Annotated in this window: 8 protein-coding genes and 4 pseudogenes; 3 read left to right on the top strand and 9 right to left on the bottom strand. The window is 65.9% G+C overall.

The window, feature by feature from the left end:
- Nucleotides 1-13: 13 nt before the first annotated feature.
- Complete coding sequence (locus ACPEE0_RS02760; protein WP_424573843.1) at nucleotides 14-727, bottom strand: rhamnogalacturonan acetylesterase; 714 nt, start codon at nucleotides 725-727, stop codon at nucleotides 14-16.
- Between the two features lie 275 nt (nucleotides 728-1,002).
- Between ACPEE0_RS02760 and ACPEE0_RS02755 the strand changes: the two genes are divergently transcribed.
- Nucleotides 1,003-2,253: a Gfo/Idh/MocA family protein gene (locus ACPEE0_RS02755; RefSeq protein WP_424573842.1), complete on the top strand. Its 1,251-nt coding sequence runs from the start codon at nucleotides 1,003-1,005 to the stop codon at nucleotides 2,251-2,253.
- A gap of 97 nt (nucleotides 2,254-2,350) precedes the next feature.
- On the opposite strand, the gene ACPEE0_RS02750 is transcribed toward ACPEE0_RS02755, so the two are convergent.
- The 5 genes and pseudogenes from ACPEE0_RS02750 to ACPEE0_RS02730 form a co-directional block, all read right to left on the bottom strand.
- On the bottom strand, nucleotides 2,351-3,613 hold the full coding sequence (locus tag ACPEE0_RS02750) for an MFS transporter (protein ID WP_424573841.1): 1,263 nt from the start codon (nucleotides 3,611-3,613) through the stop codon (nucleotides 2,351-2,353).
- 90 nt (nucleotides 3,614-3,703) lie between these two features.
- Nucleotides 3,704-4,333, bottom strand: coding sequence for a Poxvirus protein I5 (locus ACPEE0_RS02745; protein ID WP_424573840.1), 630 nt, complete (start codon nucleotides 4,331-4,333; stop codon nucleotides 3,704-3,706).
- An 11-nt stretch (nucleotides 4,334-4,344) separates the two neighbouring features.
- Nucleotides 4,345-5,262, bottom strand: coding sequence for a carbohydrate ABC transporter permease (locus tag ACPEE0_RS02740; RefSeq protein WP_009356690.1), 918 nt, complete (start codon nucleotides 5,260-5,262; stop codon nucleotides 4,345-4,347).
- Nucleotides 5,259-6,211, bottom strand: a pseudogene (locus tag ACPEE0_RS02735) (carbohydrate ABC transporter permease). Before ACPEE0_RS02735 ends, ACPEE0_RS02740 begins: the two are co-directional and overlap by 4 nt.
- Nucleotides 6,212-6,258: 47 nt before the next feature.
- Nucleotides 6,259-7,547, bottom strand: a pseudogene (locus ACPEE0_RS02730) (ABC transporter substrate-binding protein).
- Between the two features lie 175 nt (nucleotides 7,548-7,722).
- On the opposite strand from ACPEE0_RS02730, the pseudogene ACPEE0_RS02725 reads away from it, so the two are divergent.
- Both ACPEE0_RS02725 and ACPEE0_RS02720 read left to right on the top strand, forming a co-directional pair.
- Nucleotides 7,723-9,740, top strand: a pseudogene (locus ACPEE0_RS02725) (beta-galactosidase).
- A 141-nt stretch (nucleotides 9,741-9,881) separates the two neighbouring features.
- Nucleotides 9,882-11,333, top strand: a complete 1,452-nt coding sequence (locus ACPEE0_RS02720) for an HNH endonuclease (protein WP_424573839.1) — start codon at nucleotides 9,882-9,884, stop codon at nucleotides 11,331-11,333.
- A gap of 122 nt (nucleotides 11,334-11,455) precedes the next feature.
- Here ACPEE0_RS02720 and ACPEE0_RS02715 read toward each other — a convergent pair whose 3' ends face one another.
- The 3 genes and pseudogenes from ACPEE0_RS02715 to ACPEE0_RS02705 form a co-directional block, all read right to left on the bottom strand.
- The gene (locus tag ACPEE0_RS02715) at nucleotides 11,456-12,697 is read right to left on the bottom strand and encodes an ABC transporter substrate-binding protein (protein WP_424575222.1); all 1,242 of its coding nucleotides are present in this window, start codon (nucleotides 12,695-12,697) and stop codon (nucleotides 11,456-11,458) included.
- 388 nt (nucleotides 12,698-13,085) lie between these two features.
- Nucleotides 13,086-14,027 carry a carbohydrate ABC transporter permease gene (locus ACPEE0_RS02710; protein ID WP_424573838.1) on the bottom strand — a complete coding sequence of 314 codons (942 nt, stop codon included), beginning with the start codon at nucleotides 14,025-14,027 and terminating at the stop codon, nucleotides 13,086-13,088.
- Nucleotides 14,017-14,960: pseudogene (locus ACPEE0_RS02705) on the bottom strand (carbohydrate ABC transporter permease). Before ACPEE0_RS02705 ends, ACPEE0_RS02710 begins: the two are co-directional and overlap by 11 nt.
- Nucleotides 14,961-15,114 lie beyond the last annotated feature (154 nt).

Here is a 15,114-nt window from a genome sequence, read left to right as displayed (position 1 = left end):
CATCACAAGGCGCTCAGGCCCGGGCCGCCGTCGTAAGCCGTGCGCCGTGCGGCCGCGCCGGAGAGGCGGCACCGGGGCCAAAGCCCAGGCGCGCCAACTGCCGGGCAACTTCCCCAGCCACCAGGGAGGCGCCCTTCTGTGAAAAGTGGGTGTTGTCCGTGAGGCCGTCCGGCCAGTGGGCGTGCTCGCCCGGGCCGAAGTGGCAGAACAGGCTGATGGATGCGCCGCGGCCCAGCCCCACGTACAGGCTTCGCGTCCAGCTGTTGAGGTCGATCAGGGCGACCCCCAGCCCCCGGGCAATCTCCCGGACCACCTCCGGATAGTCCTCCAGGCTTTCCTCAAGGACAGCGTCCGACGCCGGCCCGTCCAGGAAGTGCCGCCGCTCCACGGAGGTGCACAGCACCGGAGCCGCGCCCCTTTCCCGCACCTCGGCCACCATGGTGCGCAGGTTGGCGGCGTAGCCGGTGCGGGCCGCCAGGTGCGGCTTTTTCTGGTCGTTGTGGCCGAACTGGATGAGCACCAGGTCGCCTTCGCCGGCCTCGGCCAACAGGCTGTCCCACAATCCCTCGTCCCGGAAGGACTCGGTGCTGGCCCCGCCCTTGGCGAAGTTGTGCACGGCTGCCCAGGTGTGCGTGAGTGGCGCAAGGCGCCCTCCCCATCCGCTCATGGGGAATTCTTGCGTGGGGCAGTTGGCGACGGTTGAGTCTCCGGCGAGCAGGATTTTCATGGTGTCTTTCTGGTCTGACCCCGTTGCCCTATCAGTACTGGTTCCTATATCCCCTCTTTGGGGACCAAAAGTGATAGCGCAAGTTCGCGGTTGGTGCGGGTAATCGGTTTCTGCAGAATCTAGACCAGCCGGCGAAGGTCGGTCAATCAACATTTTGAATCGTTACACTACTGGACGCGAGCCAGGAGGATGCCGCACACTTGAAGGCGGAAAGCGCTTGCCGCAATCCCAGCATCGAAAGCCAACGAGCCATGCCCCCGGCGGAATGGAGAACCATGGGAACGCCAGTTGGCACCCGCGCGCCGGACGCACCGGAAGGAACTCCGGCCTCCGGAGTACTGCCTTCCACCGCCGCTGCCGGCCAGGAAGGGGCACCCGCCCGTGTTGCCCTGGTAGGTGTCCACGGCTTTGGCACCCACCACCTCCGCAACCTTGAACGCCTCCAGATGGCGGGCGCCGTCGACCTCGTGGCCGTGGCGGACCCGCAGCCGCCGGCACCCGGGTCCGTGCCGGCGTCGGCCGTTGTCTTTCCGGGGCTCAGTGAACTGCTGGCGGACACACGGAACCTGGACGTGATCATCGTTGCAACGCCCATCCAGACCCATGCCCCGCTGGCACTCGCCGCCCTGGCCACGGAAGCCGACCTCTATCTGGAAAAGCCGCCGGTGGCCACGCTCGCTGACTACTACACCCTCCTCGACGCCGCAGCCACCTCCGGCAGGAGCGTCCAGATAGGGTTCCAAAGCCTCGGCTCACACGCCCTGCGTGCCATCGAAGAGCTGGTGGCAGCCGGCACGATCGGCACCCTGCAGGGCATCTCGGCCACCGGCCGCTGGGTGCGCGACAGGGCGTACTACAAGCGGTCGCGCTGGGCGGGAAAGCGCAGCATCAACGGCGTGGACGTGGTAGACGGCGTGGCCACCAATCCCCTGGCCCATGCTGTGGCAACCGCCCTGCGGATTGCCGGGGCCCGCACCACGGCGGATGTGGCGTCCGTGGAAACTGAGCTGTACCGCGCCAACGACATCGAATCGGACGACACCTCGGTGATCCGGATCCGCACCGCATCCGGCCTGCCCATCACCTGCGCGCTCACCATCTGTGCCACCGAGTCCGTGGAGCCGTACGTGACGCTCCAGGGATCCGAAGGAACCGCGGTTTTCCACTACACCGAGGACCGCCTCGCCATCGAAACGGTGTCCGGGCGCACAGAGGAAACCTACGGCCGGGACGACCTCACCGAGAACCTGCTGGCGCACCGTAACCGCGGCGTTCCCCTGCTCAGCTCGGCCGTGGACAGCGGCGCCTTCATGCTGGTCCTGGAAGCCATCCGCACCGCACCGGAACCGGCCCCCATCGACGGCGCCTACGTCCGGTGGGAGGGTAACGGCGAAGCAGCCCACGCGGTAGTGACGGGCATCGAAGACGCGCTGGAACGCGCCGGCCGGCAGCATGCCACCTTCAGCGAACTCGGCCTGCCGTGGGCCGGGTCCTCCCCCACCCCATTCGCCCTTCCTGCGTCCTAATGGTTCCCTCCCGGCGGGCTAAACCGCCGGGACCATCAGGACGCAGCCCGCCCGATAACCCCGGAGCCAGCACCGGCGGAAGGCCTGGGGTGCAGCCTTACGCCGCGCGGGAGCGCCTGGCATGAAGCCACAGCAGCAGGCCCACGACGGCGGCGGACAGCATGCCCAGCCCGCCCGTCACCACCAGACCGGCGCGCACTCCGAACTGTTCCGTCAGCCAGCCGGCGAGGAGCCCGCCCATGGCATGCCCGCCGAGGAGCAGCGGCAGGTACAGCGCCATGACCCGGCCGCGGATGGCCGGGCCGGCCTCGAGCTGGACCGCGGTGGCGGCGCTGGTGAGGAAAAGGAGCGTCATGAGGCCCACCACCACCAGCATGGCCGTGAAGAGCAGGAGGTTGGGCATCAGGGCAGCCAGCAGCTGGGACAGCCCGAAAAGACCGGCCGACGCCACAATGCCCTTGCGTCCCATGTTCTTCAGCCGGGCAGCGAGCAGGGCACCGGCGAGGGCACCGACGGCGCTGACGGTATTGAACAGGCCAAAGCCCTCCACACCGTTGTGCCAGACCCGGTCCGCGAAGGCTGCCAGGACCACGGGCCCGTTCATGCCGAAGGCACCCAGGAGCCCGGCCAGCAGGATCAGGAGCAGCAGGCGCGGCCGGTCCCGGACGTAGCGGAAGCCCGCGAGCAGCTGCCCGCGGCCCCGCTGGGCGGGAGTGCCGGGATGAAGTTCCGAGGCCCGCATGCCGATGATCAGCCCCAGCACCAGCACGCCGGTCAGGGCGTTGGCAGCGAAGGCAGCGGCCGGGCCGGCCTGGGCGATGAGCACGCCGCTAAGGGCAGGTCCGGCCATGGCGCCAAGCTGCGCCAGCGCGTTGTTCAGGCCGATGGCAGGCCGGAGGGCGGCGTCGCCCACCACCTCGTTCACGAACACCTGCCGCGCGGGCTGGTCGATGGCGGCGGTGATCCCCAGCGCAACGCAGCTTGCGTATACAGCCCAGACGGTGATGGCTCCGCTGGCCACCCAGGCTGCCAGGCCCAGGGCGAGCAGCACGATCACGGACTGGCAGACCATCATGATCCGGCGCTTGGGGAAGAGGTCCACAACCAGCCCGGCGAGGGGTCCCACCACCAGCATGGGCAGGAACTGCAGGGCGACGGCGACGCCCACGGCCGCGGGGCTCGCGGTCAGCTGGAGCACCAGCCAGTCCTGGGCCAGCCGCTGCATCCAGACGCCGACGCTTCCCGCCAGCTGCATGCCCAGGAAGAGCCGGTAGTTGTGCTGCTTCAGCGGGTGGTACCAGCGGGCGGCACTTTCAGGCGGGCGGGTGGACTGTTCGGAACGCTGGCGCTCGGAAGGCACGTCGGGGACTCAACTCAATATCTGGGAAGACGGGGAAATAGTTCCGGCGCCGGCGGGGAGCCGGCGCCGGAAGGGCGTTGGAGGGGGCCGTCAGGCCCGGTGTGAGCGGAGTTTCACTGCGGCGGCGGCGAGGATCAGTGTGCCGGGAACCACGACGAACAGTGCCACCAGCATCCAGACGAAGACCACGGCGCCGAAGAGGGCCGCGGCCAGCAGGAGCGAACCGGTCCAGTCCTGGAGGGACAGCGCCTTTCCGGTTTCCAGCGCGGAGCGCCAGGCGCCTCCCGCGTCGGTGCCCGCGCCGGAGGTGTCCGACCAGGCGGCGGTGGTGCGCAGCAGCAGGATTGCACCGCAGCCGGCCAGGAGCAGGGTTGCCGGCAGGACCACTTCCCGGCCGGGCAGCTGGCCCACCCAGGCCAGCAGCAGGTTAAGGACAATCACGACGGCGGCTGCCGCGGTGAGCAGGCCGAGCTTCCAACTTCCGGGCAGGGCAGCGCGGAAGGTGCCCCAGAGGCCGCGGACGGAATCGTCGCGGCCGGCGAGGTGCCGTTCCAGGTGGGCGATCCCCGCCGCGTAGGCGGCGGGGATGGTGACCAGCGGAAGGGACAGCGCCAGCACCAGCAGCCCTGCCAGGAGGGTCTCGGAGAACAGGGCGAACCGGTTCACCGGAATGGGCTGGTGGTGGCTGGATGCGGGGGTGGTGCTGTCCATGATGCTCATTCCTGTCTCCGTCAGCCCTTGAGGCCCTGGGTGGAAACGCCTTCAACAATGTACCGCTGGAAGATCAGGAAGAAGATCAGGACCGGGAGTAGGGCCAGGACGGACATCGCGATCATGGCACCGTAGTCCGAGGACTGGGTCTGGTCCACGAAGAGCCGCAGGGCCAGCGGCAACGGGTACTTTTCCGGGGTGTTCAGGTAGAGCAGCGGCCCCAGGAAGTCGTTCCAGCTCCAGATGAAGGAGAAGATCGAGGTGGAGATCAGGGCCGGCTTCATCAGCGGGAGCATGATGGAGGTGAAGATCCGGACGTGTCCGGCGCCGTCGATCCGTGCCGCCTCGTCCAGTTCGGCGGGCAGGTTCCGCATGAACTGGACCATCAGGAAGACGAAGAACGCGTCCGCGGCCAGGAACTTGCCGATCAGCAGCGGGATGTAGGTGTCCACCAGGCCCAGCTGCTGGAAGATGATGTACTGCGGAATGATCACCACGTGGAACGGCAGCAGCAGGGTGGCGATCATCATGCCGAAGAAGATGCCGCGGCCGGGGAACTTGATCCGGGCGAATGCGTAGGCCGAGACCGATGCGGACAGGATGGTGCCCACCACGGCGCCCAGTGCCAGGACCAGGGAGTTGGTGAAGAACTGGAGGGTGGACACACCGCCGATGCCGTCCATGGCCGTGACGAAGTTGTCGAAGCTGAAGTTGCTGGACCACAGCGACGTGTTCGCGCCGCCGATCTCGGAGTTCGGCTTGAACGAGGAGGCGATCATCCACAGGCCGGGGTAGAGCACCACCGCGGTGAGGAGCAGCGCGACCGCATGGAAGGCCAGGCTCTTGGCCCGCTTCGCGCCCGCTGACTCCGATTTCGGGTTGTAGACCGGGGCGGAGGCGTCCGGGGCGGACTGCGTGGGGGTTGCCATGGTTGTCATTTTGCATCACCGCTGTAGTGGACCCAGGACTTGGACGTGCGGAAGAAGATCAGGGTAATGATGCCCACCACGATCACCAGGAGCCAGGCCATTGCCGAGGCGTAGCCCATCCGGAAGTCGCTGAAGCCGCGCAGGTACAGGTAGAGGGTGTAGAAGAGGGTGGAGCCGGCGGGGCCGCCTTCACCGTTGGAAATGATGTAGGCCGAGGCGAAGATCTGGAACGCGTGGATGGTTTCCATCAGGAGGTTGAAGAAGATCACCGGGGAGAGCATGGGCCAGGTGATGTTGAAGAACTTCCGCACCGGACCCGCGCCGTCCATCGACGCCGCTTCGTAGAGTTCGTTCGGGATCTGCTTCAGGCCGGCCAGGAAGATCACCATCGGGGCGCCGAACTGCCAGACGGTCAGGAGGATGAACATCGGCATGGTCATGGACGGGTTGCCCACCCAGCCGCCGAGGTTGATGCCGAAGAACGACAGGCCCTGGTCCACCGGACCGGAGTCGCCGAACATGGCCTTCCAGACGATGGCGATGGACACGGACGCGCCGATCAGGGAGGGTGCGTAGAACGCGGAACGGTAGAAGCCCTGGCCGCGGCGCTTGCTGTTCAGCAGCATGGCCACCGCCAGCGCGGCCGCGAGCTTCAGCGGGGTACCGAAGACCACGTAACCCACGGTCACGCCCACCGACTGCAGGAACCGTTCGTCCTGGAACAGGGTGGTGTAGTTGTCCAGGCCGATCCACTTGGGCGGCTCGAACAGGTTGTAGTTGGTGAAGGACAGGTACAGCGAGGAGATCATCGGCCCAACGGTGAGGGCAATGAACCCCAGCAGCCAGGGCAGCAGGAAGGTGTAGCCGGCGCGGGCGTCCGCCCCGCGCTGCTTCGACTTGCGAAGCTGCGCGGGGCGGACGTCGTCGAACGCCTGCTCAGGGTTGGGCTTTGAGTCACGAGTTCAATCCGTCAGTCATGAAGCGAGAATCAGGCGGGTGCCTGGATCAGGCGTTCTGCTTGATAAGGTCTTCGGCTTCCTTGAACCAGGCATCGGTGGCCCCGTTGATGTCCAGCTTGCCGTAGTTCAGGTCGGAGGCGATGCGCTTGAAGGAGGCTTCAAGCGTGCCGAAGCCGACGATGGGCGGCTCGGGAGCGTCCTTGAGGTACTTCTCGATGGACTTTTCGTAATCGACAACCAGCTTATCGGTGCCCTCGAAGGTGGTGCCGTCGCGCTGGGTCTTGGATGCGGGCACGCCGCGGGAGGTCTTGAAGATCTGGCCGACCTCGGGGTCGTTGACCATGAAGTCGATGAAGCGGGCAGCGGCGTCCTTGAACTTGGTCTTGGCGCTGGCCACCATCAGCATGGAGGGCTTGAGGAACAGGCCCAGGTTGTCCGGGTCGTCGGAGGGGACCGGGCAAGCTTGAGCTCCTTGGCGCCGCTGTCCGCGAGGTAGCCTGCCATGAAGTTGTCCCAGGTGACCTCTGTGGCGGTGACGTTGGAGCCGAACGGCGACTTCGGTGCCAGCTGGGTGACGCGCTCTTCCGAAACGATGGCGCCGGTGCCGCGAAGGTCGGCGGTGAGGTTCCACCACTTCTTCAGGTCGTCCTTGGTGAAGCCGAGCTTGCCGTCTTCGGTGAAGGCCTGGATGTTGTTCTGGCGCAGCCAGATGTTGAACATCCACCAGACGCCGGTGTAGTCGGTGCCGCCGAAGATCGCACCGTTGCTCTTGGTGCCCACTTCAGTGAGGAACTCGTTGAACTCCTTGTAGGTCCAGCTGCCGTCCGGCTCGGCGATGCCCAGGGAGGCGAGCTTGGCGGGGTCGTAGTAGACGGCGAAGGCATTGGTGCTGGTGGGGATGCCGTAGGTCTTACCCTTGATCTGGCCCGAGGGCAGGAGGGACTTCTCGAAGGCGTCCGTGTTGATGTTGACCGTGCCCAGGTCAAGAAGCTGGTTGCGCTGGCCGTAGTCGCGCAGGTAGGACAGGTCCCACTGCATGACGTCCGGCAGGCCGCCGCCGGCAGCTTCGGTGGCGCGCTTCTGCCAGTAGCCGGCGAAGTCGGTGAAGTTGCCGTTGACCTTGATGTCCGGGTTCTTCTCCTCGAACAGGGCGATGGCCTTGCGGGTGCGCTCGGCGCGGTCATCGTTGCCCCACCAGGTGTAGTTGATGGTGACGGGGTTTTCGGCGGAACCGGTCTGTCCCGAGGTGCTGGACCCGGTACCGCACGCGGCCAGAACGCCGGCAGATGCAGTGCCGACTGCGACGGTGGTGAGGAAATGCCTTCTGTTGATCACGGGAGCCTCCTTGCTCAATGTGTGCAATCCCTGATCTCATCTACAACGTGAGTAGTGAGCTGGCTTACACGGCTTCTGAAACGATACAATATAGCCATTCCCGAGTTTGGGCAAGCGTTTTCCAAACATCTGATGTTCCTCCCGGTTCCATCCCCGCAGCAGACATAGGAGTCCCATGACAATCCCGGCTATTTCCAGCCCGGCCAGCGTTTGGAACAACATCGAAGGCCTCGCCTTCGGCGGCGACTACAACCCGGAGCAGTGGCCCGTCAGCGTCCGGCTGGAGGATCTGGAACTGATGCAGGAAGCCGGCGTGAACTTCCTCAGCGTCGGAATTTTCTCCTGGGCACTGCTGGAGCCTGTTGAAGGACAGTACGATTTCGGCTGGCTCGACGAGGTGCTGGACAACCTCGCCGGCATCGGGGTCAAGGTGGCCCTGGCCACCGCCACCGCTGCACCGCCCGCGTGGCTGGTCCGCAAGCATCCGGAGATCCTGCCGGTCACGGCTGACGGAACGGTGCTGGGACCGGGCTCGCGGCGGCACTACACGCCGTCGTCGGCCGTTTACCGCCGCTACGCGAAGGCCATCACCCGGGCGCTGGCAGAGCGGTACAAGGACCACCCTGCCCTGGCGCTGTGGCACGTGGACAACGAGCTGGGCTGCCACGTTTCCGAGTTCCACGGCGAGGAGGACGCGGCAGCATTCCGCGGCTGGCTGGAGCGCCGTTACGGCAGCATCGAGGCGCTGAACGCGGCGTGGGGCACGGCATTCTGGAGCCAGAACTACGCATCGTTCGAGGAGATCCTGCCTCCCGGCGTCGCACCCAGCACACTGAACCCCGGCCAGCAGCTGGACTTCCAGCGGTTCAACTCCTGGGCCCTGATGGACTACTACCGCGACCTCGTGGCCGTCCTGCGCAACGTGACCCCCCACGTTCCGTGCACCACCAACCTGATGGCTTCGAGCGCCACCAAGGCCATGGACTACTTCGACTGGGCCAAGGACCTGGACGTCATTGCCAACGACCACTACCTGGTGGCCGCGGATCCGGAACGCCATGTCGAACTCGCGTTCAGCGCGGACCTCACCCGTGGAATCGCAGGCGGCGACCCGTGGATCCTGATGGAACATTCGACGTCGGCCGTCAACTGGCAGCCGCGCAACCAGCCGAAGATGCCCGGCGAAATGCTGCGCAACTCCCTCGCCCACGTGGCCCGCGGCGCGGATGCCGTGATGTTCTTCCAGTGGCGGCAGAGCTTCGCCGGATCGGAGAAGTTCCACTCCGCCATGGTGCCGCACGGCGGGCGGGACACGCGCGTCTGGCGCGAGGTGGTGGACCTGGGCGCCGCCCTCAAGCTCCTTGAGCCGGTCCGCGGTTCACGGGTGGAGTCACGGGCCGCCATTGTCTTCGACTACGAGGCCTGGTGGGCCAGCGAGATCGATTCGAAGCCCAGCATCGACGTCCGGTACTTGGACCTGCTGCGCGCCTTCCACCGCTCGCTGTACCTGCGCGGCGTCGCTGTTGACATGGTGCACCCGTCGGCGCCTCTGGAGGATTACGACCTGGTGCTCGTCTGCACGCTGTACTCGGTGACCGATGAGGCCGCCGCCAATATAGCCGCGGCGGCTGAGTCCGGTGCCACGGTTCTGGTCAGCTACTTCAGCGGGATCGTGGACGAGAAGGACCACGTGCGGCTGGGCGGCTACCCGGGCGCCTTCCGGGAACTGTTGGGCGTGCGGGTGGAGGAGTTCCATCCCCTGCTCGAGGGTTCCCGGCTCAAGCTGAGCGACGGGTCCGTCTCCTCAGTGTGGAGCGAGCACGTGCACGCGGTGGACGCCGAAACGGTCCAGACCTTTACCGAATACCCCCTGGAGGGCGTCCCGTCCCTGACCCGGCGGGCGGTGGGCAGGGGCGCTGCCTGGTACCTGGCAACTTTCCCGACCCGGACGGCATCGAGGCTGTGGTGGACCGGCTCCTTGCCGATTCGGGCGTCGCACCCGCCGCCGTGGCCGACCCCGGCGTTGAAGTGGTGCGGCGCCGCGCTGCCGGTGGCGGGAGCTTCCTGTTCGCCATCAACCACACCCGCTCCGGCGCGTCTGTGCAGGCTTCGGGAAGGGACCTGCTGACAGGTGACGCCTTCTCGGGAATTGTGCCTGCCGGCGGAGTGGCGGTGATCGCCGAGGAGGCCTAAGGCTTCTTCTACCGGTCTGGCAGACCGCGACGGCGGCGCCTATCTGGCGCCGTCGTCGCACCATATCCAGGGGTACTTCCCGGTTTCCACATAGCAAGCTGGCGCCTCTCTTTTGTCACACCCTGCTGGAAGACTTTGTTCATGGAAGCGGTTGGAGCGTTGGCAGGGATGTGGTCGGGGCGCGGTGGTGTCCCGACGATCGCCGATGCCTTGGCGGTTCTGGCTGCTGTGCCTGTCGCCCCTGAGGGGCCGGGGATGATTGACCAGTTGCGGCAGCTGGAGGATGTGAAGTCCCTGGCCGCTGCCCGGCAGGCCGAGATCACTGTCGCCTTTGATGGGTTCCAGCGGCGGGTCCAGGCCGCGGCCGGTGTCCCGGCCGAGGAGCAGGGCGCCGGGGTGGCTGCCCAGATTGCGCTGGCGCGGCGGGAATCCCCCGCCAAGGGCGGACGGCTTTTGGGTACGGCGAAAGCCTTGACGGGGATGCCGCGGACGTTCGCCGCGTTCCGGTCCGGGCAGCTGAACGAGTGGCGCACCACTTTGGTCGTGAAGGAGACAGCCTGCCTGACCGTGGAGGACCGAATGGCGGTGGACGAGGAACTCGCCGCGGACACCGCCGCCCTGGACGGTGCCGGGGACCGCGCCATCATCACCGCCGTCCGCGCGGCAGCGTACCGGCGTGACCCCCGGTCTGTCGCACGCAGGGCGGCGCATGCGGTGACGGAGCGGACGGTGTCGTTGCGGCCGGCGCCGGATGCGATGACGTACCTGACCGCGCTGATGCCCGTCGCCCAGGGTGTGGCCGCCTACGCCGTGCTGGTCCGGGAGGCCGATGGCGCCCGGGCGGGAGGGGATGAACGGTCCCGGGGGCAGGTCATGGCCGACACCCTGGTCGAACGCGTCACCGGCACCCGGGCCGGGATCACGGGTATCGACCTCCAGGTCGTGATGACGGACCGGGCCCTGTTCCAGGGCGACAGCGAACCGGCCAGGATCCCCGGCTACGGCATCATCCCCGCCGAAACCGCCCGCACCCTCCTCCTTGATCCCGAACGCACCGGTACCGAAGTCCATGACAGGCAGGACCTGGCCCTCTGGATCCGCCGGCTCTACACCGCACCCGGAACGGGCGAGCTTGTCGCGATGGACTCCCGGGCGCGGCTCTTCCCGGCCGGGCTCAAACGGTTCCTCCAGGTCCGGGACGACACCTGCCGCACGCCCTACTGCGACGCGCCGATCCGCCACCACGACCACATTCTCAGCTGGGCCAACGGCGGAACCACCACCGCAGGCAACGGCCGTGGGCTTTGCGAGGCCTGCAACCACACCAAGGAAACCCCCGGCTGGTCGGCAAAACCACTCCCGCTGCCCGGCCTCCGGCACACAGTCGAAATGCGCACCCCCACCGGCCACACCTACCACTCCACCGCACCGCCCTTGCCGGGAACACCCTGGTCAGCTGTGGATCTGTGGGCCATCCATACTCGCAGCCCTGGATCACTACCGCCTCCTGCGGCGGTGAAGAACGGGTCCAGGTGCTGGGGCGGGTCATCCAGCCGGCGTGACCTTGACCTATCAAGCATGCCTCAGCCTTAAACGGCGCCGTCCCGGGAGGAACCCGTGGTTCCTGCCGGGACGGCGCCGCCACCCGCCGTCGGACGCTGTGGGCGGAGGAGGCTTCCACCCAACTGTCCGGAGCCGTGTTGGCGGTGTGGGGTCTAGCTGCTGATGGCCGACTTCATTTCGTCATGGGCCTTCTTGCCTGCTTCTTCCGGGGACAGCCGTTCGAAGAGGACTTCCGAGGTGTACCGCTTGATGATCTCCTGGATGGACCCTGCGCCCTTCGGCGGCGGTGCCGGAGCCTCGCCAAGTTCGTCCTTGATCTGGTCGATGAACTTGACCACCTTGACGTCGGCGGCGGTCAGCTTGGGCTCGATGGCTGCCCGGACTTCGGAGTTCGGGTAGACACCGCGGTCGGCCAGGAGGGTTTCGCCGGCCTTGACATCGTTTGCCAGGAAGTTGATGAACTTGGCCACTTCCTCAGGGTGCTTGGTGCGTGAAGAGGCTGACCAGAACTGGGATGCCTTGTACCAGAGCCCGGCATCGGCGGCGTCACCGGTCTTGGTGGGGAACCGGAGGATCTTCAGGTCGCCACCGGAAGCCTTCTCCAGTGCGGGTGCCTGGTTGGACCACCAGAAGGCCAGGGCGTTCTTGCCCGTTGCCAGTCCGCTCTGGTCAAGCGGCGCGGCTTCGGCCTCAACCACCTCGGATGCGGTCGGCACCGCCTTGTTCTCGCTCAACTGCTTCAGGTTGGCCCACCAGCCGGCGATATCGGCGGGCTCAAAGCCCAGCTTTCCATCAGATGTGTAGAGGGACTTTCCGTCCTGGCGGAGCCAGACACCCAGCGAGGCCTCGTCGGTGCCGTAGGCTGCAGCACCGTAGGTGCCCTTGGGCGACTTCTCCGTGATTTCGGCGGCGATGCGGCCGAAGTCCTCCCAGGTCCAGGTGGAGTCATCCGGCAGCGGAACGCCGGCGGCCTCGAAGACAGCCGGGTTGGCCAGGATGGTGGCGGCATTGATGCCGGCGGCAATGCCCGTCAGTCCGTCTTCGCTCTTGCCGGCGTTCAGGGCGGCTTCATCTAGCTTGGAGGTGTCAATGTCGTACTTCGACAGGTCCAGGAGGGCGCCGCGGCTTGAGTACTCGGTGATGTACTTCTCGTCCATCTGGATGATGTCCGGGGCGTCATTGGCGGCCACCTGGGTAGCCAGCTTGTCCCAGTAGCCGCTCCAGTCGCCGAACTCCGGCTTGATCTTGATGTTCGGGTTCTCGGCCTCGAACTTCTTGATGGCTTCCTGGGTCAGCTGGGCGCGCTTGTCGCCACCCCACCACGAGAAGCGCAGCTCAACAGGGCCGTCGTCACTTTGCGCACTTCCTCCGCCGCCACATGCACTGAGGGCCATGACGACGGCGGCGGCCGCGGCCACCACGCCGATCTTGCGGATGCGGCGGGCTGCGCCGGAGGATGAATTTTCTGCCTGCCTCTCAGCAGATGCAGAACGGGGAAAAACGGCACTTGGTACTCCGATCTTCGTTGATCTTGATGCTGGGGATTTGTGTGGGAATCGGTTCCGCTCTGCAGGATACGAGGGAACTGCATCCGGCGCCGGGAAAACGCTTTCTGCATCTAATGCTACAAGTGTACGACTTGTAATACAAGACATTGGATGGGGAGTTTTCGAAAGTCCGCCGGGACGGCCGAACGGCCCGCCACGGGGACGGGCCGTTCAAATGTGATGCCGGCGCCGGGTGCAGAACCACGGGTTATGGGGTTCTGCGGCAGGGCGGGGCCTACTTGATGCCGGTGGTGGCGATGCCCTTGATGAGGAACCGCTGGCCGAACAGGAACACCAGGAAGACCGGCAGGAGGGACACGATGGACATGGCGAACAGCGATCCCCAGCTGGTGGCGGACTGGGCGTCCACGAACGCACGCAGGGCCACCGGCACCGTGAACATATCCGGGTCCGTGAGGTAGATCAGGGCGCCGAAGAAGTCGTTCCAGGTCCAGATGAACGTGAAGATGGTGGTGGTGGCCAGTGCGGGCACCATCAGCGGCAGGATGACCCGCAGGAAGATGCGCGGGTGGCCGGCACCGTCGATCCGGGCGGCCTCATCGAGTTCGCGGGGAATACCGCGGATGAACTGGACCATCAGGAAGACGAAGAACGCGTCCGTGGCGAGCAGCTTGGGCACCAGCAGCGGCCAGAAAGTGTTCACCCAGCCAATCTGCGAGAACAGGATGTACTGCGGAACGATCACCACGTGGAAGGGAAGCATGATGGTCAGCAGCATGATGCCGAAGAACAGCTTCTTCCCCGTGAACTGCAGCCGGGCAAAGGCGTAGGCGGCCATGGAGCAGGAAATCAGGTTGCCCAGGATCGAGCCGATCACCACGATGGCCGAGTTGATCATGTAGTGCCCGAACGGGTGGGTCAGGGCGGACCAGCCGTCCGTGTAGTTGCTCATTTCCAGGCTGTTCAGCCACAGGCCCGGCTCCCGGAAGATCATCTCGTTGGGACGGAGCGAGGAGACCACCATCCAGAGGAGTGGGTAGATCATCAGGCCGCCGGCGAGGATCAGGATGCCGTGCTTCATCAGCGACTTGCCGCGCTGGGCCCGGCTGAAGGCCAGGGTCCCGCGGGATTCACGGGGCTTGCGGTGGTTCGTAGGCTTACCGGCGTTCCCGGACTTCTTGTCCGAGGCGGGCAGCGTCTCCAGGTTAGTCGTCATAGAAAACCCAATACTTAGAAGCGATGAAGTTGATGGCGGTGAAAACACCGATGATGACCAGCAGGAACCATGCCATGGCCGACGCGTAGCCCATATCGAACTGGCCGAAGCCCTTTTGGTAGAGGTACAGCGTGAAGAACATCGTGGAGTCCGAAGGACCGCCGTTGCCGCCGGAGACGATGAACGCCTGCGTAAACGACTGGAACGAACCGATGATCTGCAAAACCAGGTTGAAGAAGATGATGGGGCTCAGCATCGGCATGGTAATCCGCCAGAACTGCTGGAGCGTGGTGGCCCCGTCCACCCTGGCGGCCTCGTAGTACATGTGCGGGATCTGCCTCAGGCCGGCCAGGAAGATGATCATGGGGGCGCCGAACGTCCAGACGTGAAGCAGGATGATCGATCCCAGCGCGGTGCTGGGATCCGAGATCCACCCCGGCCCTGGATGCCGAACATCGCCAGGACCTGGTTCACCAGGCCGGTGGTGCCGAAGATCTGCTTCCAGAGGATGGCCACAGCCACCGAACCGCCCAGCAGGGACGGCAGGTAGAACACCGAGCGGTAGAACGGCAGTCCGCGCAGGCCCTTGTCCAGGACCAGGGCGATCAGCAGTGCGACGGCGAGCTGCAGCGGAACGCCGATAAAGACGTAGGTGAACGTCACACCGAGCGAGTTGTGCAGCCGCGCATCGGTCAGCATCCGGGTGAAGTTGTCCAGCCCGGTCCATTCCGGCGGCTGAAGCAGGTTGTAGTCCGTGAAGGACAGGTAAAGGGACATCAGCATGGGGCCGATAGTGATGGCTACCAGGCCAACCAGCCACGGCAGCAGGAAGATGTACGCGGCCTTGTTGTCGCGGCCGTTCGCCTTCTTCTCCTCGGCAGTGGCTTTGCCCTTCCGCCGGGACAGCGAACTCAGTTCACTGATGGCGCTCACTGCAGGCGCCCCGTCGGGTACAGGCCTGCTACGGCCGGCTGAAGTGCCGGACGCAGGGCCCTGGGTATGTGCTTCGCGGCCATGTGGTCTCCTTTGGTCATCGTGGCCTCCACGTTCTTGTCATCGCAGTGCGATGGTTGCGGGCACCTGTGGC

The organism is Arthrobacter sp. SD76, from assembly GCF_049726125.1.
Classification (GTDB): Bacteria; Actinomycetota; Actinomycetes; order Actinomycetales; family Micrococcaceae; genus Arthrobacter; species Arthrobacter nitrophenolicus.
This window is presented reverse-complemented; position numbering and strand designations above follow the sequence as displayed.